Source organism: Peribacillus sp. P4_B1 (genome assembly GCF_056402395.1).
On record NZ_JBFUHM010000005.1, the window covers coordinates 1 to 24,629 of the forward strand.

The following is a 24,629-nucleotide window of genomic DNA, read 5'->3' on the forward strand; positions in this document are numbered from 1 at the left end:
ACTTGGGACACGTCAGTGTATCAACTCTATCTTCCATGCCAGAAAAACGAGATACAACGCCAAACAGCGTTGGATAATTTTTACATAAATATGTATATACACCTTCCACTTTCAAATTTATCACTCCTTTGACTTATCATTTGTTAAACTAACAAATGATAAGTCAAAGGAGACGATCTGATATGTGGTAGGCTTAAGCACTTTTCACTAATGACGCTTCTATTATTATGCTATACAGAAGGTGCTCCATGGTAAAAGCCCTTCTCTAACTTATTGATAGTATAAATTAAAAACTCTTTTGTAGCATATGCTACTCAGTAAAATATAATATGTCTGATATTTGTCTTTCTTTTCCATCTGAAGGGTGATTTAAAATGTTATCCAAGTAATATAAGGTAGTACTGCCTCCTCCATCTAGATTGTACGCCCACGTTACTCCCATTGATTGAAATACCTTTACTAGCTCTGCAAACGTCATGCCACTAGATTCAGACGAACGACCATCTACCGTTATAATGATATATTCATATGGTTTCCTTTGACCTATCGCCGTTCTTGGCGCACGGACTGTTGTAAACCAATCTTGGTTCTTAAAAGAAGGAACCTTTCCATTAATCAATAACTCCGGCCCAAAATCAAAGGTATGTAATGCGCCTTGTTCAAGCATGTCCTCTGACGTTCTTCTTCCATCACCAATAAAGAGTTTGCCATTTTTTCTAACTTCTAGTGGAGCAAAATCTGATCTGAATAATTTTCCATCTCGAATAACAGTACTCCTGGATTTAAACTGAATACCAGCTCCATTAACTGCAAACACAGCTTTGTTTTTTTTTGCTATTTCGGATGTTTCCTCTTTTTTACTACTAAAGCTACCGCCTGCAAATGCAGATTTTACTTGTGATACATTATTTACTTTTATGGTAGAAACCCAATATTTCAGTTTTGATTTAATAACAGGTTGGATTCGTATGTTTAAAGTATTTGAATGATATTCGTAAGAACCATTAGAATTTAAATTTAAATCATTGGCCAAATCAGAGTTTTCAAGTGTGACGTGTCTTTCAGTATCAGGCTGAATTTCCTTTTCTGTTGCTTTACATCCATATAATAAAAATGAAAAAAATAAGATTACAATAATCTTCCTCATAGTCGCCATAATCCCCTCGCTGCTTGTTTCTTTAGTTTGCCGAACAATTTTATCACAATATGGATACAATAGGGGGAAAGTTACCCTACGGATACTTTTGACGAACCAACATTTTATCTCGAAGGAAAAGTTTTTTAAAATAATAATTACATTGAAGTGTTTAACTATTTATAATATCATAGGTATATTGTCTTTTTTTTAAAAAAATAGGGTGGGACAAAGGTACCTGTAAAATATGTCGTAGAGTTACAAGTTCCGGAAAACATGGGGGAAAAGAATTGAAACAAGAAACAGTTTATGGTCGTCTTGAAAAGGGAAATCCTGTTTTATTGGATGGCTATTGTCTTTTCAATGGCACAAAGAGTATTAGTAAAAAAAGGAAAAATAATATGAAGTATTTCGTGTATAGTCAAGAAACCAACAATACGATTACTCTCTCAGAATATGAACCAATGACAATCTTACAAACAATCACTTTTACGAAAGGATATGTTAATAAAGAGGGGAAATTAGAGGATGAAAGAATCATTTTCTTCGTAGATACAAACTGCAAACTTTCCTTCGTGAAAACACATCAAAAAAATCTGCAGATAGACAAAACGCTAGATAAAATAGAGAAAAGCCCGTTTTTCAAAAGTTTAGTATTCCTTTTATTCTTTCGCTTCCTATTTGTTGGGGTCATGCGTATCAGAAATTATTCGTTCAAAGAAGCATATTTATCGTTCGGTTACGATAAAAGCATAAATTTTAAAGTGCATTTTCTTTTTCCAGTCAAAATAAGAGAGAAATTTGCAATGAGGACAGGGAAGATATCCATACTCATTCATACTTACTGGACTTTCGTGCCAATGAAGGAAATTTATCAACATTATGTAAACACTAGCGATATTAATACGCCTATTTTTATCAAACTCAGTCACTCTGATCATAATTATTGGTATAATTTTAAATCAGACTCTAAGCATAAATACGATAAAAATCATTATCTGTACAACACCCGTTCCTATCGTTTGGGTAAGATGAATAGTGAACTTTTTATTCGAAAGTCTATAACAGGCCAATATGTTATCGTATTGACAAGTAAAATGGCTAAAAGCATTATAATAAAAGAAAGATTTGCTTATCTGATTAGCCTTTTTTCATTAAACAAAAAAAAATACGATATCTATTTTGAAAAGTTCAGTGCAGGGGCTTCGGAATCTGCCTTTGAACTGTTTAAATATGCATTTAAGATGGGGRATTCCTGCATTTATATCTTAGAAAAAAGCCACCCCGAATACCATAATCTTAAGCAACATTACGGCAGAGCCCTTGTTGAGAAAAATAGTTTTCTTGCTTTCTATCACATCTTTTTAGCAAGAAGTTTTCAATCTTCCGATCTTGTGGGACATATACAACGCCGATTGTACGATAATGATTACTTAATTAAGAAAAAGGTTCTTTCAACAGATAAAAAAATAATGTTACAGCATGGGCCTTGTATGGCGACCAATATATTCGAACGTGGTTACTTTAACCGTAAAGTGCCGATAGCACCAGATTACATGCTCGTAAATTCCAATTTTGAGAAAAACTTATTCCTTAATAATACAGGTTATACGGAAAAAGAACTGATGGTAACAGGGCTGCCTAATCTTGATTTATATGTAAAGGAACAACAAAGTGAAAAAAATCAAATTACATTTATGCTTACATGGCGACCATGGGATCTCACAGGAAGCATTGAAGTTGGAAGCTATTTAGACCGGTATTTCTCATTCTTAGAATTGATTCAAAAAGAGAAGTTCTACATAGATAAAAAAATTAATATTATTCTCCATCCTAAATCAAGAATCATACTTCAAGAACAGTTCCCAGATATATATGATAAATACGAAGAATCGTTTTATATGGGGGACATAAAGGATGCTCTATTAAGCAGTAAAGTTGTCATATCCGATTATTCTTCTATTACTTTTTATGCGTTTGCAGGTGGAAGTAATGTAATCTTCTATTGGGAAGACAAGGCTTTGGCAGAAGTGGAATATGGCGCGCCAAACATTCTCCAGAAAGAGATTGCTTTTGGAGGCATAGCAGAAACATTCAAGGATTTGCACTCTGAAATTGTTTCCAGTTACAATAACCCGCAATCTCCTTTCCATATTGCACAATTTTCAAAACTAATGGAGTGCACAAGTGGTCACAACACAGAAAATACCTATGACTACATTCAAAACATACTTTTCGAAAATGAACATAGCCCTTTAGAGGAAGAGGATACATTTATTACTGAAAAGCAATCTTCTGCTTCTTGATTGTTCTGAATGGAACGTCAACCTGAGACAAAGAGGGTATTATATCAAGAAGAAGGCCACCAAATGGTGGTCTTTTGAATGTGCGATAATTTACATCATACATGGAGTTAGTATAGTTTCATGGACACATTTTAGTTAAGTCCTTACTATGATTTTTGAGGGGATGTGTTCGTATTGGAACGTAAGAATACAGGTAAAAAATATAATAATGAATTCAAGAAGACTATTGTAGATCTTTATCACTCGGGTAATTCAGTAAGAGAATTAAGTGGCGAATATGGTGTATCAGACGTAACTATTTATAAATGGGTTAAAGAATTTACCCCTATCGGTTTAGGGAATGAGTCTATGACTCCGAAGGAATTAGCCGCCATACAGAAGGAAAACCTTCGGTTAAAGCAGGAAGTTGAAATCTTAAAAAAGGCTATGGCCATATTCGCGAAAAAATAACCGAGACAGATCTTACCGAATTTATCGAGGAAAATAGGAATCTATACCCTGTACAGAGAATGTGTGAAGTATTAGAAATCCCAAGAAGCAGCCATTATCAGTCTCTTCAACTTGTCGTATCCAATCGCGAACAGGAAAACAAAGAACTAACGAATAAAATKAATCTCATTTACCTAGAAAGCAAGGGACRGTATGGTGCTCCTAAGATACATCAAATCCTATTAACCAAAGGATTTTCCCTCAGTCTAAAGCGTGTTMAACGCTTAATGAGCAAGGCGAGTATTCGTTYTATCACGAAGAAAAAATACCGTCCTTAKCCATCTAAAGAAAAAGTTATTCAGTTWGATAATTTGCTTAAACGAGACTTTACCACCCAGACCATTAATGAGAAATGGGTAGCTGATATTACGTATATCCACACGTTAAAAGACGGATGGTGTTATTTAGCTTCTGTATTGGATCTTCATTCAAAGAAAATAGTAGGGTATTCCTTTTCACGTTCTATGACGACAGAACTGGTCATAAAAGCTTTCGATAACGCTCACTCTTCACAAAAGCCCTCGGAGGGCTTAGTTCTTCATACGGATCTTGGCTCACAATATACAAGCAGTGAGTTYACTCAACATACYCAGAATCATCATATTAAGCAATCCTTTRGTMAGAAAGGTTGCCCGTACGATARTGCCTGTATTGAATCCTTTCATGCGATATTAAAAAAGGAAGAAGTCAACCACGTCCAGTATCTAGATTACCAAACAGCTAAATTAGCGATATTCCAATTTATWGAAGGTTGGTATAACCGAAAAAGAATTCACAGCAGCTTAGGATATAAAACTCCACAAGCYATTGAAGACCAAATTAGAAATGCAGCTTAAGATTTAAYTTTTTTGTGTCCAAAATATTGACTCAAATCCATACATTCAAAATTAGAGAAAAATACCTTTGTTATCTATTGGTAAGTATAATTGCAAATTAATACTTATAACTAACAGTTCCTTCACTTCAAGAGAGTTGCTTCGGCAGCTCTTTTTAAGGTCAAAACAAAATGCAGGAACTTCGCTAGCCCAATCAATGACTTGCAAGGAGAACTGTTGGAGTTTTTAATTTTAGCTCTGTTAATAAGTGTTGTTGATTTTCTATATGAACTCACTCAGTTAATTAAGTACTTCTTAAGAATGCTTGCTTACTCGCAGGATTACACCAATAAATTGAATCCCAACACCTGCTCATACCACTTAATCGCAGCATCCAAATCAGGCACAGCCTTAAGTCGGGGGCAACTGTATTGTTTTGGAACAAAAAAAGAAGCAATAGCCAATACTGCTTCTTTGATTACATATCGACCTCACGAAATTCTTTAAATTTCACCCTCTTAAAGCCTCCTATTATACTCACCTTTACTTATTAATCCTTTTGCATGAATGAAAAAACTTTTTAAATATACTGCAGAATAATCATTCCCCAACTTTTTTTCGATTATACAAAGAAAAAGAGAGTAGGAAACAGGGAAACAATAACAATAATTTAAGCAAATAAAGCCATTACATAGTTTACATGGGTTTAAAAAATGTGCTGATAAGTGAATATAAAGATGCACGTCTATGGATCACTATTTAAGTTTTCCTAAAACAAAATAGATATTTTTTGAAATTTTAACAGAAGTCCCTTCCATTATGTGGGGTGATTCTGTAGATGCTAAGTTGTACATATTGTAATTAGTAAGGGGAGAGAGATAATAGAAAAAGCGGAGAGACTACATGTGAAAAATTTTTTAATAGATGTGCCATAAAGTAATAAGACATGCAGGAGTAACTATTATAAAAAGCCCCTGATTCCAAAACAGGAGCAAAATGCGACTCTACTTTTATTGCTATTAGAAATCATGGAATGAGTAATGGACGTGATTAGTGTCAAGAAAAAATTTTAATCATTAATTAACTCCCTAGTCCAAGTTATACTTTTTTTCTTAACACTTGCAGGCGTTCCAACAGCTAAACTATTTGGTTCAATATTCTTGCTTACCGTTGCACCAAACCCTATTACGCTGTTATTTCCAATATAAGCACCTTTCCAAATTCTACAACTGTTCCCCAACCATACGTGGTTACCAATATATATATTAGATGCTTTATTTGTTCTTTTATTATTTTCTAAAGAAATAATACTATGTGAGTCAGTAGTTCTTATTTCTATATTGCTTGAAAGCATACAATCATCACCTAATTCAATAATTTTTCCTTCCCCGGAATATATTTTTGCTCCTCCTATGGTCGTTTTGTCCCCAATCTTAATCTTTCCTGATGTTTGTGTAAACGATATATTAGTATTGTTTATTTGACATTTTTCACCAATGGATATATCGTGACCATTACCAATAATCAATATAGAACAATTTCTTAAATCTGATAGATTTCCAATTTTTATAGAATTATTGCTCCCCACTATCTCTATTTTTGTTTTTAATATATAAGCCCCTTGAAAATATACCTTATTGTTAATTCCTTTATTTTTGAGTCTTACACCGTAAAAATTATATATTCTTGATGCTAATTTATTAAACGTATTATTATTTCGGAAATTTTTTAGTGAGTTTTTTATCAAAATAGACATCCCCTTATTATTGAGTTATTTTAATTATAACCACAAAAAGATAATACTGTTGATAATTTATTGATTACTTTTGCAAAGTTTGAAATGTAAAAAATTAAGGATTATTGTTTCTTTCTTGAATTGTTGTCAGGTACGAAAATTTATTTTTATTACGCACATTCTTTGTAGTATGCTTGTGATTTTGATTAAGCTGTTGTTCATAAAAAAAAACACTAAAAAGTAAATTAGTGAGTTTTAGATAATATGCATTAATAGTACCTAGGGGTATTGTCATAAATTACAAGACCAGAAATCACAAGACTAATTGGATTTTTTGTATTATTTTTAAGTGTTAGTCCTGTACTATCTCTATAAAAACAAACTTTTCCTACAGCATCAGTTTTAGAGAATATGTTATCTCCATTTATTACGATCTCTCCTAATACATGTTTGTGAATAAAACTGCACCTGTCACCGTGACTGTGTTTGATTACAGTTAATTCAGAATACCTATAATAGCCATCAACTTCGAATAGATGAAATGTTTCTGTTGGATTCAATAAAATGTCGCCGTTAACTTTGATTAAGCATTGTTGATCAATTAGTTTTGTCGCATCTTTATTTATAGAAGTTTTTTGCAAGGGGAATGCTTCATAGATAAAATTAATATTATTTGTTATATATTCCCTCGTGATTTTAGATTTCAGTGAAACATATACCTTCGATGGGGGAGATAAATTATCGTTTTGTTGAACAGTTTTAACATCAACTACTACATTTTTTGATGCTATACCTATCTCAATGGCATCTTTTGTAGAATGTCCAGAAATAAGGTTATTTGATAAATTCAACCCGTTTATTGAATCAATAGTAACAATAGCCTTCAATCTTTCACTATTTTGATAGCCAATTTCTGTTGGATTCGTTACTGATTGTTTAAATTCATTGTTAATAATTGTGACATTATTAAATACATAATTACCAACACCAATGTTTTCGATAACTGATTTATTTGTAGCGAACCTAATTGCAGGGTATTGGTATGGACCTAAATTTGTATTTTGGGTTTTACAATTTTCAATTAATATATCATACATAATAGGTTTCACAATCCAAGAAGAAACATTGCCTGTAGTTACTACTATTTTTTCGTTTACGAATTGTATAAAATTCCGATTGTAGTTAGATGCTATAATATTTTTTATGGTTACATTTTTCAAATAAGAATGTGCAGTTAAAAAACAATTAGAGGATATAACACTTGGTGAATCCGAACCTTTTGCTGTAATATTTTCGATCACCACGTTTTCGCAATCATACAGCATTACGCCATGATCTCTCTCTTTATTAACCCCTCGAATCATATTTCCGTTCGATAATCTAAATCCCTTTCCGATGTTCTGAACGTTATTAGCGAGATTGAGATATCCTGCAAAGTGGTAACCTTCACAATCTTTGTTAGTAAAATTAGAAACTGCTATGTTCTCACAGCAGTTGAAATAAGCAGTTCTTTCACATGCTCTTTCACAGTATATATTAGAAATGATGGCGTCTTTAACTTGTTCGAACATAAACAAATTTGAACCATTAGCTTGAGAATATTGTTCTTTTTGTTCCGGAGTATTAATTAAAGAAATGTTATTGAAATTTAAATTTGAATGGCTATTTTCAAAAGTAATTTGTTCTAGCATATTACCTGTACTTGTTATATAAAATCCAGTTTGAACATTATTGAAGTGTATTGAATTGAAATAATTATTTATGGGACCACAACCACGCAAAGTAAAACTCGTTCTAGCACCACTTATCTTGATATTATTAAAATATGAGTCTTTAATATATCCATAAATTAAAGTTGAACCTCGAGTATCTCCCGAAGGGCTAGCATCAGTTATATATTTAATACTTTCAAATGAACAATTACTTATAAATACATCACTACGAAATAGAGCTCTAGTATTAATAGTATTTGTAACAGAAGAATTTGATTTTATTGTTACTTTTGATAATACAAATCCATCTTCCATTATAATTGAAACGTCTTTTGAAAATTCAATCGTTGTATCGTTTATGCTCTCACCGACTATTCCTTTTATTTTTATGTTTTGAGGAAGCTTATTTATAATGTAATGCCCTTTTGGAAAGTAAAGGATATTTTTTTGTGCAATCGCTTGTAATATAGCTAAACTATCGTCAGAAACTCCATTACCAATAGCGCCAAACGTTTTGACATTAATCACAACATTTCCTCATTTAAAAGTAAATAAGTAACTCTGCTCTTTTTTATTGTAAACATATAACCATTCCTTTTTTCTAATAATTATTTGACTTAATTCACAATATTAAAAATACTCTTCATTTGCTTGTACTTTATTATAATTTTAAACCTTAATTTATTATTGACCGATTTTTAATGCCTGGGTGTGATTAAGAACAATAAACTAATTAAAAATTATTAAGGTTGAAAGTCATTCTAATATTTTTGACACTGTTCTAGAAAAGTACCAATCTCAACTATTGCTATAGATAAAGAAAATTTAGTTTGGAAGTAATAACTAGTCATTACTTATGAAAATATGCTTAAGAAAACAGGTAGAGGAGATAGGAAGAAATAACAGAGGAGAGAAGCATTAATACAAAGTTCAAATGGTAATAAAAAGGATAGTTAAGAAGCATTTTAGTAACCAAAAGGTATTAGTTAATGCGTAATTTACATTTAAGTTTAGTTGGAAATAGTGAAAGTAGTATATATAGGAGACAAATGTGGCATGTACAAAAAATTTCAACACCTTTCGGGGGCACTTTTTTGTGGCGTTGATATGATGTTTTCTAAAATATATCAGATTATGTATAATGTTTTTTATCTAAAAAAATTATATTAGTGTTCATGATGTTTAATCATTTTAATTTCTTATCCTTATCCGCGCAAAGATTCAGGTTAAATTGTACCAGATTACATTCTTCTATTATTAATAAAAGAGGAAAAGGGAGTTATTCTCTTTTCCTCTTTTAAGGGTAAGTCGTTTCAATTAAAAATCAAAATGAAGTAGTTTCATACAGAAGAACATTTTTTAACTTGAATAAATTCACGTATTTCCTCTTTTGAAATGCCAGCCGTCATAAGGTCGTGCAAAATATCCATCCACTCTTGATCCATGACTTTGTCTGCCTGTTCATACAACAAAGCATCCACTTTAATACAAAGGATTCTGGCGATTTTTTCCAAAACTAAAATAGTAGGGTTTGTTTGAAGGTTTCTTTCCAGTGAGCTTATATAGGATTTGGCAACGCCGGATTTTGTGGAGAGTTCACTAATTGACATTTTCCTTTCTTCCCTAAGCGATTTAACTCGGTAACCTATCATATTGACCACACCTAACCATTAAAATGAAAGTTATAAATGATTTTTAAACTATTACTTTCAGTTTACACATTTCTTCTCCCTTTTTAATGATAACTAGGCACTAAAATACTCGGCACAATTATATGTATAAACGGATTTTCCTGTCTTGGTAGGCATTTAGTTAGGTCCATTTCAAGAAATTTTTGCAAAACCGAAAAATCATCTAAGCAAAATTGGGATTTGGTGTATACTTAGATTTATTGAAATTTGGGTCTGAATATTCCGGGAAATGGCCTATATATATATATATGATGTAGGTAAATTTAGGAAATGAAACTACTTTTGCATGGAAGAAGTAGTTTGTAAGTTTCATGTAAATTTCCTTGGAAATACAAAATATATAGGTAATATTATGCTATAATGGAATAGGTCATTTTTAACATATCAGGAGGATGAAATGGAAGAAACTATTAGTATTCAAGATATTTTTAAAACATTAAAGAAGCGTTGGAAGCTGATCATGCTGCTGACATTAATTGCCGCTTTGATAAGCGGAACGATTTCTTATTTCTTATTAACACCCGTTTACCAATCTTCAACACAGATCCTGGTTAATCAGAAGCAATCAGAGAACCAATTGGACTCTAATCAAATCCGATCTAATATCGACATGATCAATACATATAGTGTGATCATAAAAAGCCCTGCCATTTTGGAGAAGGTCATTGATGAGCTTGACCTTGAACAAAGCGTAGATCAACTTAGTGAAAAAATCACGATTAACAGCCAGGAAAATTCGCAGGTCTTCTCTTTAACGGTTCAAGATAGTAATGCTACTAAAGCAGTAGAAATAGCTAACACGGTTTCTGCAACTTTCCAAAAGGAAATCAAGGATATCATGAACGTCGATAATGTTAGCATTCTTGCCAAAGCAGAAATAAAGGACAATCCTGCTCCTGTAAAACCTAATCCATTATTGAATATCGCTATTGCGGTGGTAGTCGGATTGATGGCTGGTGTCGGCTTGGCATTCCTCCTTGAGTATATGGACAATACGATCAAGGACGAGGGTGATATTGAGAAACTCCTGGAATTGCCCATCCTTGGATCTATTCAAAAAATATCGCAACATAAATAAAGAACTTCAGTGACATTAAGAAAGGAAGTGGGATTTTTGAGAAGTAAAGATGAAAAACAAGTGTATTTAATTGCGCAGACTAATCCTAAATCGCCTATTACTGAACAATATCGATTAATTAGGACAAACATACAATTCTCTTCAGTGGATAAAGAAATCAAAACCATTGTGATTACTTCATCGGAGCCTAATGATGGCAAATCTACGACAGCTGCCAACCTAGCGATTGTGCTTGCTCAAGAAGAGAAAAAAGTATTACTTGTGGATGCAGACTTAAGGAAACCATCGATTCATTATGCTTTTAACCTTAGTAATATACATGGACTTACTAGCGTGTTGACAAAGAAAATGGACTTAAGAAAAACTATCTTGAATTCAAATGTTTCAAACTTAGACATTTTAACAAGCGGACCAATACCGCCTAACCCTTCGGAATTATTAAATTCAAAAGCGATAGAAACAGCCATTGAAGAACTTAAACAAATGTATGATTATATCATTTTTGACACACCGCCCGTTCTGATAGTGCCTGATTCCCAGATTGTAGCCAATAAATGTGATGGCGTGATCATGGTAGTGTCGAGCGGCAAAACAAACAAACAAAGCGCAGTGAAAGCAAAGGAGCTTTTAGTGAAAGCTAATACATCCTTGCTTGGAGTCGTTTTAAATGGCGTTGAAACGGATAAMAGCAATTATTATTACTATCAATCTTAAAGAAAATAAGACAAAATTCGACAAAATAACACCCTGTTTAATGGCAGTTTAATATGCTACGATTATCCAGGGTATTAATTCCTATCTATTTTTTCAGTGATTAAGCCTATTATCCCGATTTGTTAAAAGGAAGTGTGTGAAATTTGATTGATATACATTGTCATATTCTCCCAGGAGTTGATGATGGGTCCGCGGACATGAAGGAAAGCTTGAACATGGCAAAAAAAGCGGCGGAAGCAGGAATTACCCATTTATTTGCAACGCCACATCACTTAAATGGGAAATATGTAAATGTGAAGTGTGACATCATTGAACGTACAGTGAGGTTAAATGAGAGTTTACAACAAGACAATATTCCTCTAACCATTCATTTCGGACAAGAAGTAAGAATACACCGGGACATATTTACTTCACTAGAAAAAGAAGAGATCCTAACGCTGGATGATAATGGTACATATTTATTGCTAGAGCTCCCTTCGGGTAAGGTTCCTGCATACACACAAGAAGTGATTTATGAGCTGCTGCTTAAAGGAATCACACCGATTATCGTACATCCGGAAAGAAATAAGGAATTGATCGAGAATCATAAACTATTATTTGACTTGGTCCAGGAGGGAGCGTTAACTCAACTTACCTCTGGCAGTATTATCGGACTCTTTGGGAAAAATGTTAAGTCTTTTTCAAAAAAAATAATCGAACGTAATCTGGCTCATTTCATTGCAACCGATGCCCATAATATAGGCTCCAGGGGATTCACGTTACAACAAGCCTATGAAACCATTACAAAAGCATATGGAATTGAGCGTACATTTTATTTCAAAGAAAATGCTGAACTGCTATTAAAGGGACAAAGTCCTTTAATTGAAAAACCTGTACTATTTAAAAGAAAAATTTTTGGAATCTTCTAAGGATAAAGATAATTAATAGGCCTACACATCATAAAAAAATTTTGTCTCCATGTAAAAATTTTTAGGTTTTTTGTTGCTGGAAAGACTTATTTAGGAGGGATAAACCACCTCCTGATTTTCTAACAAAATTATCATTAGGATCAATAAGGGCATTTAAGAGGGACAGCATCATTCATCATGATATGAAAAATTAATATCCTGTGAAAAAAATACAATGCATTAATACTGTATTTAATAGAAAGTATATCGACATTTAAGGGGGAAATGTGGTTGGCCTACCGAAAACGACTAACACTGCTGGCGCTTTTAGATTCCTTAATAGTATTATCGGCCATTTATGTAAGTTATTTATTCTTGTATCCATATTTAAATATATTTAAATTACCAACGCTCTTGGTCACATCTGTCTCTTTATTAATTAGCCATCATTTTTTTGCTTCTATTTATAAACTGTATAAGAAGGCCTGGGAATATGCGAGTATTGGGGAATTACTGTCCATTGTAAAAGCCGTAAGCTTATCGGTTATCACTGTTATCGGCATCCAGTTAATGGTCTTTCAAGATGTTTATGTAAGAGCCATGGCATTAACTTGGATGATGCACGTCATCCTTATTGGCGGTTCCCGTTTTTCGTGGCGAATGCTGCGTGACCGCTTGATACATAATCAAAAGGAAACCAGGAACACATTGGTTATTGGCGCAGGATCGGCAGGAACCATGGTTGTGCGTCAACTTCTTAATAATCATGGTACGGTGCTTAAACCAGTAGCATTCATTGATGATGATCCGAAGAAAAATAAGTTAGACATCTTAGGAATACCCGTTGTTGGTAACTCTAAACATATCCCTGAAATGGTGGAAAAATACCATATAGATAATATTGTCATTGCGATTCCTTCATTAAGTAAGAAAGAATTGAAGGTCATCTTTGATGAATGTGTAAAAACGAATGCCAAAACACAAATCATGCCGATGATTGAAGATATTATGGTAGGGAAAGTAAATGTTAATCAGTTTAAAGAAGTGGAAGTCGAAGATCTTTTAGGGAGAGAACCCGTCGAATTGGATATAACCAGTATTTCTGAATATGTAACAGGCAAGACCATCCTCGTTACTGGGGCTGGAGGCTCAATCGGTTCGGAGATTTGCCGTCAAATATGCAGGTTCTCACCTGGCAAACTTATTCTCTTAGGACATGGAGAAAATAGTATTTATCTGATTGATATGGAACTGAAAAAACTATATGCAAATCAAATAGAAATCATACCTGTCATCGCAGATATCCAGGACCGAGAAAGAATTTTTGAAGTGATGGACACGTACCGACCTGACGTTGTTTATCATGCGGCTGCACATAAACATGTACCGCTTATGGAATATAATCCACGTGAAGCAGTTAAGAATAACGTTTTTGGTACAAAGAATGTTGCAGAAGCAGCAGACACTTTTGGTGTAGGTGCATTTGTGATGATTTCATCCGATAAAGCCGTCAACCCAACAAACGTCATGGGATCGACCAAGCGCATTGCTGAAATGATCATCCAGCAGTTAGCAAAAAATAGCACAACAAAATTTGTCGCAGTTCGGTTCGGAAATGTGTTAGGCAGCAGAGGGAGTGTCATTCCTTTATTCAAAAAGCAAATCCAGGCAGGTGGACCAGTAACGGTCACACATCCAGACATGACAAGGTATTTCATGACTATACCTGAAGCATCCAGATTAGTCATTCAGGCAAGTTCCTTGGCTAGAGGTGGGGAGATCTTTGTTCTTGATATGGGTGAACCTGTTAAAATTGTAGAATTAGCAACAAATCTTATCCAGTTATCAGGTTATTTAATTGAGGATATTGGAATTGAATATTCTGGAATCAGACCTGGTGAGAAGATGTATGAAGAACTATTAGGGGAGAAAGAGGTTCATCGTGAAGCTGTGTTCCCTAAGATCTTTATAGGAAAAGCGGTACTGGAACAGGAAGAAGAGATACAGTACCTTTTAAACTCATATGATCATTTTTCCATGACAGAACTTAAAGAATTTGTAATAAATTTAGCAAATAGGAGAAAAAACAAAGCTTTCTCAGCAACGAAATAGATATTAGTAGGAATATGATTGAGAAAAGTCAGAAAATCAATAGTTCCTGCCGCTGGTTAGGGTACTCGTTTTTTGCCAGCCACAAAAGCTATGTGTTGATAAATCTACTATCCAGAACATAGTGGAGGAGGCCGTTGCATCAGGAATAGAGATATAATCATCGTAACTGGAAAAGGTAAACGTGCGATTGAGGATCATTTTGATTATGCTCCAGAACTCGAACAAACCTAATAGAAAAAGGGAAAATGGATTTACTCAATAAGGTACAATACGCCATCAACCTTGCTAATATCCATTACATTAGACAAAAGGAGGCCGAAGGGTTAGGTCACTCTGTATGGTGTGCAAGTAAATTCATTGGGAACGAACCATTTGCCGTACTTTTAGGTGGTGATGATATTGTCCAAAGTGAGACTTCTTTCTTAAAACAGTTGATGAATAAGTTTAAGGAAATAAACCATTCAATTATTGGAGTTCAAACTGTGCCTAAGGAAGAAACGAATCGCTATGGGAGGTTTTCAAGATGGGTGACTTTATCAAGTTGAAAGCTTTGTATAAAAACCAACCATAGGAACAGCCCCTTCCAATTTAGCAATAATGGGAAATATATTTTTACTCCTGAAATCTTCAGTATGCTTGATCAGCAGGAAACGGGCGCAGGCGGGGAAATTCAGTTGACAGATGCGATTCAACAGTTAAACCAAATACAACAAGTTTTTGCAAATGATTTTAAGGTAAAAGGTATGATATTGGTGAAAGAGCTGGATTTGTGAAAACTACGATTGAGTTTGCTCTTCAAAATGAAGACATTAGAGATGAAATCATTGCTTATTTAAAAGAAGTAGTCCAAATTGGTGAAGGTACATTAGTTGAAAATTAAAATATTAATATATAATTCATGAATATCAAAAGAATAAAATAAAAAGGAGTAATATAATGAAAAAAGTTTTAGTAACAGGTGCAGCTGGATTCATCGGTTTTCATCTTTCCAATCGCTTATTAAAAGAGGGTTTTAAGGTAATAGGCATTGATAATTTAAATGATTATTACGAAGTGAACTTAAAATACTCTCGTCTTGGATTACTCCAAGGACATGAAAACTTTACTTTTGAGAAGGCTGCATTAGAAGACAAAGAAGCAGTAGATTCGGTTTTTTCTAATTACAAACCTGAAATTGTAGTTAACTTAGCTGCGCAGGCTGGGGTACGGTATAGTTTGGAAAATCCCCAGGCATATATTGAATCTAATATAGTAGGGTTCACTAATATTCTTGAAGGTAGCCGTCACCACAAAGTGGATCATTTGATTTATGCATCATCAAGTTCCGTATATGGCGCAAATACAAGTTTACCATTCTCAGTACATGATAATGTAGACCATCCAATTAGTTTATATGCTGCTACAAAAAAAGCTAATGAATTGATGGCTCATACCTATAGCCATCTTTATGGTATTCCAACTACCGGTTTAAGATTCTTTACTGTATATGGTCCATGGGGCCGACCAGATATGGCGTTATTCTTGTTTACTAAAGCCATTATCACTGGCGAACCAATCAAGGTATTTAATAACGGTAATATGATGAGAGACTTTACATATGTTGACGATATTGTTGAAAGTATTTATCGTTTAACATTAAAAACACCTGAGCCGAACCTTGAATGGAACGGAAAAAAACCGGACCCCGGAACAAGTTATGCACCATATAAGATTTATAACATTGGCAATAATAACCCAGTGAAATTAATGGACTTCATTGAGGCAATCGAAAGTAAACTAGGTATTGAAGCTAAGAAGGATTTCATGCCTTTACAAGCAGGGGATGTTCCTGAAACATATGCAGATGTAGAGGATTTGTTTAGGGATATAAACTTCCGTCCACAAACTTCTATTAAAAATGGTATTGGTAATTTTATAGATTGGTATCTAGAGTATTACAAGATTAACAAAGAATGATTTATAAGATTTTCGAAAGGGTGTTTACGTGAAAGTTTATCCAATAATCAAGAGGTCTTTAGACTTTATACTCTCATTTACTGCAATGTTTTTTCTCTGGCCAATCTTTTTAATATTAGCAGTAATAATAAAAATAGACTCTAATGGACCGATATTCTTCAAGCAAAAGCGTGTAGGAAAAAACAAAGAGCATTTTCATATACTTAAATTTAGAACAATGAGGTCAGATACACCAAAGGATATGCCTACTCATTTGTTACAGAACCCAGATGTATTTATAACTAAAAGTGGAAAGTTTTTAAGGAAAACTAGTCTTGATGAACTACCTCAGATTATTAATATTCTAAAAGGAGATATGAGCATTATTGGCCCTAGACCTGCTCTATGGAATCAGTATGATTTAATTGCTGAAAGAGATAAGTATGGATCTAATAACATATATCCTGGCCTGACAGGTTGGGCTCAAGTAAACGGAAGGGATGAACTACCTATAGAAGTTAAAGCGTCATTTGATGGAGAATATGTTAAAAAAATGAGTCTTTCCTTTGATACAAAGGTCTTTTTTAAGACAGTATTTAGTGTACTTAGAAGTGAGGGAGTTAAAGAAGGGAATAGTGATGTAAAAACTGAACTTAAGAAAAAAATTAATAGTTAAAGTATGGAGGGGGGAATTATGCTATTAGTTACAGGTATTACAGGGCATACAGGTAGGTATTTTCTTCAAGAACTAGTGAAAAAAAACTACAAAGGCCCAATAAGGTGTATTGTAAGGGAAAATAGTAATGTTGAGTTATTAAAAAGAAGTGGTCTTGATATTGAAATCGTGGCCGGTGACTTGAACGACGCAAATTTCACAAATGAAATTATGAAAGATATTCACACAGTAATGCATATCTATAATATTCATCATTCTCCTAGTATAATACAAGCTGGTATTGATAATAAAATAACAAGAGCAATCTTAGTCCATACCACGGGTATTTATTCTGAATTTAAAGATGCTTCAATTGAATATATAAAGATAGAGTCAGAAGTATTGGGAATAGCCAAACAAAGCAGATTGAATCTAACTATATTGAGACCTACAATGATTTATGGTGACATGTGTGACCATAATATGAGTAAGTTTATAAAAATGATAAATAAAATGAAAATATATCCATTAATCGATAGTGGAAAAGGGTTAATTCAGCCTGTAAATGCTAGAGACTTAGGACAAGCATATTATAATGTTTTAATGAACCCTGAATTAACAAGTAATAAGCAATACAATTTATCTGGGGATAAGCCAATTAGCATAAAAGTAGCACTTTCTATGATAAGCAATAAATTAAATAAAAAAACATTATTTATTCCTGTTTCATTAAAGTTAAGTTCTTATGCTGCAAGCGTAATCAAAATTCTATCTCTTGGTAAAATAGATATAGTTGAAAAAGTCCTACGGATGGGCGAGAATCGGGCTTATAGTCATGAGTTAGCTACAAAAGACTTTAACTATACTCCTATGGATTTTGAAAAAGGAATAGAAATCGAAATAAATGAGTTTAAAAAAAACTAAGAGAGTAAATAACACTAAAAATGAAAGTTGGCCTCTTTTATGAAAGTTATGATTTTATCAAGTTACGCTCCTACTTTGTTCTATTTTAGAGAAGATATGATGAAAGCAATGATAAATAAAGGCCATGAAGTGATAGCAGCTGCTCCTGAACCAGTGGAAGAATGGGGGCATAAATTCAAAGAGCGTAATATAAAATATGTTTCTATTCAAGGAATAGAGCGTACTGGGACTAATCCAATAAAAGATATTAATGGTTTTTTTTCAATTCTTAATCAAATAAAGAAGGAAAAGCCAGATAAAGTTTTTGCTTATCAAGCAAAGACTATTATTTACGGTTGTATAGCAGCTAAATTCGCAGGAGTAAAAGGGATTTATGCACTAATGGGCGGGCTTGGTTCTGTCTTTCGTAATAATGGCCAAAAAAGTTTTGCAAGAGATATTCTTAAAATAGAGTATAAATATGCTTTTTATGCCTGCGATAAAGTCTTTTTTCAAAACAAAGATGATTGTAATGAGATAATAAAGGCAGACTTAATAAAAAAGAATAAAATAATTATGATTAATGGCTCAGGTGTTAATTTAGATAAGTTTACAGGAAAAAAAATTCCTGATAATCCAGTATTTTTATTCKTTGGAAGAATCATAAGGGATAAAGGAATAATTGAATACACTGAAGCTGCAAAAATAGTGAAAGGAAAATATCCTGAAGCAAGAATTCAGATATTAGGCTATTTTGATACAAATCCAACTGCAATTAAAGAAGAAGAGATTTATGAATACGTAAATAAAGGAGTAATTGAGTATTTAGGATCTTCTAATGATGTAAGGCCATTTCTTGAAAAATGCTCAGTATATGTTTTGCCTTCTTATCATGAAGGAACACCTAAAAGTGTACTTGAAGCAATGGCTACAGGTCGACCTATAATAACAACGGATGCTCCTGGTTGTAGAGAAACAGTTGTTAATAATATTAATGGATTCTTAGTTCCTGTAAAAAACGCCAATAAGCTTGCTGAAAAAATGATTTGGATGATCGAGCATAAAGAAGAAGTTGAAAGAATGGGACAAGAAAGTCTCAGAATCTGTAAAGAAAAGTTTGACGTAAACAAAGTTAATGAAGTGATATTAAAAACTATGGATTTATAAAATAAAATATATTTCTAAAAGGGAAGGTAATCAATGAGTTTATATGAGGAAATAAAACAAAGAAAAGAAAAAATATCAGTTATCGGGCTTGGTTATGTAGGTATGCCATTAGCGGTATCATTTGCGAAAGTTACAGATGTTATCGGTTTTGATATTTCAAAAGAAAAGGTACAGAATTATTTAAATGGAATTGATGTTACTAAAGAAGTTGGAAACAAAGCGATAGAAGAGACTAAAGCATTACTTACATGGGAAGAAAAGGATTTAAGAGATTGCAAGTTTCATATAGTTGCTGTTCCAACTCCAATAAATTCAGACAAAACGCCTGATTTAAAGCCTGTAATTGGAGCTAGTAAGACAGTTGGAAGAAACCTTACTAAAGGATCAATAGTTGTATTTGAATCGACTGTATATCCTGGTGTAACAGAAGATATTTGTGTGCCTATATTAGAAGAAGAATCAGGATTAAAATATGGTGTGGACTTTAAGGTTGGTTACTCCCCAGAAAGAATTAATCCAGGTGATAAAGTACATAGGCTTGAAACTATTGTAAAAGTTGTTGCTGGTATGGATGAAGAGTCACTAGGTGATATTGCAAATGTTTACGAAATGATAATTGAAGCTGGGGTGTATAGAGCTGAAAGTATAAAAGTAGCAGAAGCAGCTAAGGTTATTGAAAATTCTCAGAGAGATATTAACATTGCCTTTATGAATGAGCTATCAATTATTTTTAATAAGATGGGGATAGATACAAAATCAGTTTTGGAAGCGGCTGGTACAAAGTGGAACTTCTTGAATTTCTCTCCGGGTCTTGTAGGTGGACATTGTATTGGTGTTGACCCATATTACCTGACCTATAAAGCAGAAGAAATGGGATACCACTCTCAAATTGTTCTTTCTGGTAGAAAAATTAATGATGATATGGGCAAATATGTTGCTGAAAATACAGTGAAAAATTTGATTAAAGCTGATAAGCAAATTAAAGGTGCAAAAGTAGCTATTTTTGGCATTACTTTCAAAGAAAACTGTCCTGATGTAAGAAATACAAAAGTGATAGATATCAAATCGGAATTAGAGGAATATGGTATTGATGTAAAAGTAGTAGACCCATTAGCAGATAAAGAAGATTTATGGAATGAATATAGAATTAATCCTTGTGATATTAATGAAATAAAAGAAATGGATGCTTTGATTTTTGCAGTACCACATGAAGAATTCAAATTTTTGAATATTAAAGATATTAGGAAAATGTATTGGAATCATAAACCGGTATTAGTTGATGTTAAAGGAATGTTTAATAGAAAAGAAGTAGAGAGTGAAAACTTTTTATACTGGAGTCTCTAACTAATAATTTGTTTAACTATCTTATTAGAATTGGTTTTTACAGTTTAAACTTAAACTACAATTATCTTTTAGGGGCCATTGTAATATGGCCCTATCTTAATTTAACTAATGATATAAAGAGACTATATTGGGTTTATATTATTTTTTATGAAAGTCAAAAGGAAAAGTTGGAAAAAAGGAGAGTTTATATGAAAGTACTCCATATTATTAATAATCTAGGTTCTGGTGGTGCAGAAAAACTAATAGAAGAATCTTTCCCATTATTGAATAAGATTGAAGGAGTAAAAGTAGATGTTTTATTACTTACAGATGTTAATAATGTTTTTCAAAATAATTTAGATGAATTTGATATAAATGTATTACCCTTAAAAAAAGTATATAGTCCATTAAATATATTTTATATAAGAAATTTTATTATTAAGGGAAAATATAACATTGTTCATTCTCATTTATTTCCAACGAACTATTGGACATCGATTGCTTCAAAATTAATTTTTAAAAATAAACCTTCGTTTATTACGACAGAACATAATACACATAACAGAAGAAGAGAAAAATTCTATTTTAGATTTTTAGATAGATTTATTTATTCAAATTATTCTAGAGTAATATCCATTAGTCAGAAAACTCAGGACAATTTAATATCCTGGGTAGACTCAAAACAAAAAAGTTTCGATAAATATCTTGTGATTGAAAATGGAGTTAATTTCAAAAAATTTCACGAATCAAAACCTTATCTGAAATCACAAATTAGTGAAAAATTAAATGAAGAAAAAATATTAATATGCATGGTTGGTAGTTTTTCAAAACAAAAAGATCAAGTTACTCTAATTAACGCAATGAAAGGTTTATCAGAAAATGTACATTTATTGTTAATAGGAGAAGGACCTTTAAAAGCTCAAAGTGAATTTTTGGCAAAAGAATTAGGAGTAGAACATAGAATACACTTTTTGGGATTTAGAAATGATGTTGCCAGAATTTATAAGACTTCAGATATAGTTGTACTCTCTTCAAAATGGGAAGGTTTTGGGTTAGCGGCAGTTGAGGGTATGGCTACTGGAAAGCCAGTAATAGCAAGTGACGTTACAGGTTTAAAAGAAGTAGTAGAAGGAGCGGGGATTTTGTTTAAGAAAGGTGATAGTTTAGAACTTGCTCAAAAAATCAATACTCTAATTATCAATGGGGAAGAATATAGAAAGGTTTCAGAAAAATGTTTAAAAAGAGCTAGTAATTATAGTATTGAAAAAATGGTAGATGGTTATATGAATTTATATTTAAAGGTATAACACTAAATTTAGATTGTTGAATGGCTAAAAAGAATGTTCGCATTTCTATGTGATAATACTGAAATTTGAATGTTTTGAAATGAGTATAAGTTAATAAGGAGAAATTCAATGTACAATAAAGTTAAAATACTACATTATGTCCCTGGGTTTGATCATGGTGGAATAGAATCACGATTGATTGATTGGTATAAAAACATAGATAGGGATAAAATTCAATTCGATTTAATCAAATTAACGCCAGATACAGAAAACCCACTTATTGTAAAATTCAAAGAGTTAGGAGGTAAGGTATTTACTCTACCAAAATTTTCACCTAAGACATACTTCATATTTCAGAAAGAGTTAAAAAAGTTCTTTAATGAACATGATTATAATGCAGTACACTGTCATTCACCAATAACTGGACACTTTGTTCTCCATAGAGCTATGAAAAGTGGCATTCCAATAAGAATTTTGCATTCAAGAACAACTCAATTTAATAGTGAGAGTTCTTTCATACCTATTAGAAATTATTTAAAAAAATTATCGACTATTTATGCAACAGACTATTTTGCCTGTTCAAATGAAGCTGGTACTTGGTTATTTGGAGAAAAAGCTATACTAGATAAGAAAGTTAAAATTATAGATAATGGAATAGAAGCAGAAAATTTTATTTTTAATAATAATACTAGAATGAAACTTCGAGAAAAATTAAAACTAAATAATAACTTTGTAATTGGAAATGTTGGGAGATTTTCAACTGTTAAAAATCATTCCTTTATGATTGATATATTTTATGAGATATGCAAAGTAAATAACAATTCTATATTAATGCTTTTAGGTGACGGGCCAACTGAAGAAAATATCAAGGCAAAGGTTAAAGAATTAAACTTGGTTGATAAGGTGCTGTTTTTGGGTAGGCAAACGGAAGTAGAGAAGTATTTACAAGCTATGGATGTATTTTTATTTCCATCTCAATTTGAAGGTTTTGGAACAGTTGCTATTGAAGCACAAACTGCTGGTTTAAGGTGTATAGTATCCGATGGAGTACCTTCATCGGTTGATGTTACTGATTTAATTGAACATTTACCATTGTCCATTGGTCCTGAAAAATGGGCTGATAATATATTACAATATTCAAAAGGTTATAAACGTAATATTATGTATGAAGAAATAGTTAGAGCAGGATTCGATGTTAAAAGTACTATAAAGTTTTTAGAGAAGTTTTACTTATCTGATCTTTGAGTGTAATTAACTTAGGTTAATATACCGATAAAAAAGCACCAGCATTTTATTCGGGTTATCTGAATTTGATTTTTTTATTTATGGAAGAAATCTCAAAAAATTTATACTCAAAGTCGTAAATTTAGTAAATTGCTTAAAGGTTTTAATTACTTGGGTTGGAAAATAAAAAAATGAATTATAAACAAAAATTATGATTTAGCTGTTTTAAGATGCGATGGAGGATTATATGTTACGTTTTCTATACTTTATAAATTTCAATTTTTTAAATAAAAATCATGGTAATAGGTCTATTAAGAAAATTAAATATACTATACTAAGAAAGATTGCAAATTTTTGGGTAAACTTTCTCTATAGATTACCATTTAAGCATAAAACGATAGGTATTAATAATAATGTTAAAAGACAAAATAAAGTTATTGTTTCCCTTACAACATTTCCAGCTAGGATAAACGTTATCTGGATAGCTATAGAATCACTTTTAAGACAGACATATAGGCCAGATGAAATAATATTATGGTTAGCAAAAGATCAATTTAATGGGTTAGATAACTTACCTGAAAAATTAATTGAACAACAAAAAAGGGGATTGAGCATTCGTTTTTGTGATGAAGATTTAAGGTCACATAAAAAGTATTACTATGCTTTTAAGGAATATCCAAAAGACATCATTATAACAGTAGATGATGATGTGATTTATCCAAAAAATACGCTGGAGGTCTTAATAGAGCTTAATAAAATTTATCCCAATAATATCTGCTGTAATCGAGCTCATTTAATAAAAATGAAAAAAGATAAAACCATAGAAAGTTATAAAAAATGGACACATAATCCTGCTGGTTTTATAGGCCCTTCAAAATTATTATGCCCTACAGGTGTCAGTGGTGTGCTTTATCCCCCAAATTCAATTGATTTAGAAGTCTTAAATAAAGATAGTATTAGGAGTCTATGTTTCTATGCTGACGATCTTTGGCTAAAAATAATGTCATTGAAAAATAATACTAGTGTAATTAAATCATCCAACTTTTCCTATGATCTTTTTACAATTGAGTCTAGCCAAAAGGAATCTCTAGGAGAGATAAACGTTGCTGGAAACAAGAATGATGAGCAACTTAAAGCGGTATTAAATAAGTATAATGTACCTTTTGATTGAGTTTTCATGGAAATCAACAATAGTGAGATACCCTCATTTATTGTTGATTTTGATATTAACTTGTGTGTTCAAATGAGAATTTTTCTCTGCGAAGGCTATTGATGCGATGCCTAGGAAAAGGTTAGAAAAATAATGATAATTAACATCTTTATAAAGAAATATATAATCAATAGGTTAGATAAGTTAAATATTAAATAACTTCGCTAAGGCAGAATATTCTGTTTAATATTCAAGTGGTCTAATTTAATCAAGAAGAAATGTGAAATAAAAGTTATTAACGGTGCAAATGGT

19 protein-coding genes and 1 pseudogene are annotated in these 24,629 nt (G+C 32.4%); 15 read left to right on the plus strand and 5 right to left on the minus strand.

Annotation, left to right across the window (positions count from 1 at the left end; translation table 11 throughout):
• Window positions 1–310: 310 nt before the first annotated feature.
• Window positions 311–1,147, minus strand: a complete 837-nt coding sequence (locus tag AC1DVK_RS03895; RefSeq protein WP_477625881.1) for a phosphodiester glycosidase family protein — start codon at window positions 1,145–1,147, stop codon at window positions 311–313.
• 278 nt (window positions 1,148–1,425) lie between these two features.
• On the opposite strand from AC1DVK_RS03895, the gene AC1DVK_RS03900 reads away from it, so the two are divergent.
• Window positions 1,426–3,441: a CDP-glycerol glycerophosphotransferase family protein gene (locus tag AC1DVK_RS03900; RefSeq protein ID WP_477625882.1), complete on the plus strand. Its 2,016-nt coding sequence runs from the start codon at window positions 1,426–1,428 to the stop codon at window positions 3,439–3,441.
• A 174-nt stretch (window positions 3,442–3,615) separates the two neighbouring features.
• Window positions 3,616–4,766, plus strand: a protein-coding gene (locus AC1DVK_RS03905) for an IS3 family transposase (RefSeq protein WP_477625883.1) whose coding sequence is annotated in 2 segments (ribosomal slippage) — window positions 3,616–3,853 and window positions 3,853–4,766 — 1,152 coding nt in all. Because the reading frame shifts where the segments join, the coding sequence is not laid out codon by codon here.
• Window positions 4,767–5,086: 320 nt separating this feature from the next.
• Here AC1DVK_RS03905 and AC1DVK_RS03910 read toward each other — a convergent pair.
• From AC1DVK_RS03910 to AC1DVK_RS03925, 4 genes are all read right to left on the minus strand, one after another.
• Window positions 5,087–5,152 (minus strand): VOC family protein, encoded by a 66-nt coding sequence (locus tag AC1DVK_RS03910; protein WP_477625950.1) that lies wholly within the window; start codon window positions 5,150–5,152, stop codon window positions 5,087–5,089.
• A gap of 662 nt (window positions 5,153–5,814) precedes the next feature.
• Entirely contained in the window at window positions 5,815–6,492 is a 678-nt protein-coding gene (locus AC1DVK_RS03915; protein ID WP_477625884.1) for an acyltransferase, read from the minus strand.
• 257 nt (window positions 6,493–6,749) lie between these two features.
• Complete coding sequence (locus AC1DVK_RS03920) at window positions 6,750–8,720, minus strand: glycosyl hydrolase family 28-related protein (RefSeq protein WP_477625885.1); 1,971 nt, start codon at window positions 8,718–8,720, stop codon at window positions 6,750–6,752.
• 812 nt (window positions 8,721–9,532) lie between these two features.
• A complete protein-coding gene (locus AC1DVK_RS03925; protein ID WP_477625886.1) occupies window positions 9,533–9,844 on the minus strand; it encodes a helix-turn-helix domain-containing protein in 312 nt (103 codons plus the stop codon).
• Window positions 9,845–10,280: 436 nt separating this feature from the next.
• On the opposite strand from AC1DVK_RS03925, the gene AC1DVK_RS03930 reads away from it, so the two are divergent.
• The 13 genes and pseudogenes from AC1DVK_RS03930 to AC1DVK_RS03990 all read left to right on the plus strand — a co-directional run bounded on the left by AC1DVK_RS03930 (window position 10,281) and on the right by AC1DVK_RS03990 (window position 24,338).
• Window positions 10,281–10,961, plus strand: a complete 681-nt coding sequence (locus tag AC1DVK_RS03930; protein ID WP_477625887.1) for a YveK family protein — start codon at window positions 10,281–10,283, stop codon at window positions 10,959–10,961.
• 36 nt (window positions 10,962–10,997) lie between these two features.
• Complete coding sequence (locus AC1DVK_RS03935; RefSeq protein ID WP_477625888.1) at window positions 10,998–11,675, plus strand: CpsD/CapB family tyrosine-protein kinase; 678 nt, start codon at window positions 10,998–11,000, stop codon at window positions 11,673–11,675.
• A 143-nt stretch (window positions 11,676–11,818) separates the two neighbouring features.
• On the plus strand, window positions 11,819–12,583 hold the full coding sequence (locus AC1DVK_RS03940) for a tyrosine-protein phosphatase (protein WP_477625889.1): 765 nt from the start codon (window positions 11,819–11,821) through the stop codon (window positions 12,581–12,583).
• Between the two features lie 270 nt (window positions 12,584–12,853).
• Window positions 12,854–14,674: a polysaccharide biosynthesis protein gene (locus AC1DVK_RS03945; RefSeq protein ID WP_477625890.1), complete on the plus strand. Its 1,821-nt coding sequence runs from the start codon at window positions 12,854–12,856 to the stop codon at window positions 14,672–14,674.
• A gap of 72 nt (window positions 14,675–14,746) precedes the next feature.
• Window positions 14,747–15,554, plus strand: a pseudogene (locus AC1DVK_RS03950) (UTP--glucose-1-phosphate uridylyltransferase).
• 56 nt (window positions 15,555–15,610) lie between these two features.
• Window positions 15,611–16,630 (plus strand): NAD-dependent epimerase, encoded by a 1,020-nt coding sequence (locus AC1DVK_RS03955; RefSeq protein WP_284470144.1) that lies wholly within the window; start codon window positions 15,611–15,613, stop codon window positions 16,628–16,630.
• Between the two features lie 28 nt (window positions 16,631–16,658).
• Window positions 16,659–17,285 carry a sugar transferase gene (locus AC1DVK_RS03960; protein ID WP_477625891.1) on the plus strand — a complete coding sequence of 209 codons (627 nt, stop codon included), beginning with the start codon at window positions 16,659–16,661 and terminating at the stop codon, window positions 17,283–17,285.
• Window positions 17,286–17,303: 18 nt separating this feature from the next.
• On the plus strand, window positions 17,304–18,188 hold the full coding sequence (locus AC1DVK_RS03965; protein ID WP_477625892.1) for an SDR family oxidoreductase: 885 nt from the start codon (window positions 17,304–17,306) through the stop codon (window positions 18,186–18,188).
• A 39-nt stretch (window positions 18,189–18,227) separates the two neighbouring features.
• Complete coding sequence (locus tag AC1DVK_RS03970; protein WP_477625893.1) at window positions 18,228–19,334, plus strand: glycosyltransferase family 4 protein; 1,107 nt, start codon at window positions 18,228–18,230, stop codon at window positions 19,332–19,334.
• A 33-nt stretch (window positions 19,335–19,367) separates the two neighbouring features.
• On the plus strand, window positions 19,368–20,678 hold the full coding sequence (locus AC1DVK_RS03975) for a nucleotide sugar dehydrogenase (RefSeq protein ID WP_289337290.1): 1,311 nt from the start codon (window positions 19,368–19,370) through the stop codon (window positions 20,676–20,678).
• 188 nt (window positions 20,679–20,866) lie between these two features.
• Window positions 20,867–21,964 carry a glycosyltransferase gene (locus tag AC1DVK_RS03980; protein ID WP_477625894.1) on the plus strand — a complete coding sequence of 366 codons (1,098 nt, stop codon included), beginning with the start codon at window positions 20,867–20,869 and terminating at the stop codon, window positions 21,962–21,964.
• Between the two features lie 108 nt (window positions 21,965–22,072).
• On the plus strand, window positions 22,073–23,188 hold the full coding sequence (locus tag AC1DVK_RS03985) for a glycosyltransferase family 1 protein (RefSeq protein WP_477625895.1): 1,116 nt from the start codon (window positions 22,073–22,075) through the stop codon (window positions 23,186–23,188).
• Between the two features lie 226 nt (window positions 23,189–23,414).
• Window positions 23,415–24,338: a glycosyltransferase gene (locus AC1DVK_RS03990; protein WP_477625896.1), complete on the plus strand. Its 924-nt coding sequence runs from the start codon at window positions 23,415–23,417 to the stop codon at window positions 24,336–24,338.
• Window positions 24,339–24,629: the final 291 nt, after the last annotated feature.

Coding starts and splice junctions, on each gene's coding strand:
- AC1DVK_RS03965 (WP_477625892.1), top strand. CDS start 17,304: ATGCTATTAGTTACAGGTATTACAGGGCATACAGGTAGGTATTTTCTT.
- AC1DVK_RS03925 (WP_477625886.1), bottom strand. CDS start 9,844: ATGATAGGTTACCGAGTTAAATCGCTTAGGGAAGAAAGGAAAATGTCA.
- AC1DVK_RS03985 (WP_477625895.1), top strand. CDS start 22,073: ATGTACAATAAAGTTAAAATACTACATTATGTCCCTGGGTTTGATCAT.
- AC1DVK_RS03980 (WP_477625894.1), top strand. CDS start 20,867: ATGAAAGTACTCCATATTATTAATAATCTAGGTTCTGGTGGTGCAGAA.
- AC1DVK_RS03955 (WP_284470144.1), top strand. CDS start 15,611: ATGAAAAAAGTTTTAGTAACAGGTGCAGCTGGATTCATCGGTTTTCAT.
- AC1DVK_RS03990 (WP_477625896.1), top strand. CDS start 23,415: ATGTTACGTTTTCTATACTTTATAAATTTCAATTTTTTAAATAAAAAT.
- AC1DVK_RS03895 (WP_477625881.1), bottom strand. CDS start 1,147: ATGAGGAAGATTATTGTAATCTTATTTTTTTCATTTTTATTATATGGA.
- AC1DVK_RS03975 (WP_289337290.1), top strand. CDS start 19,368: ATGAGTTTATATGAGGAAATAAAACAAAGAAAAGAAAAAATATCAGTT.
- AC1DVK_RS03930 (WP_477625887.1), top strand. CDS start 10,281: ATGGAAGAAACTATTAGTATTCAAGATATTTTTAAAACATTAAAGAAG.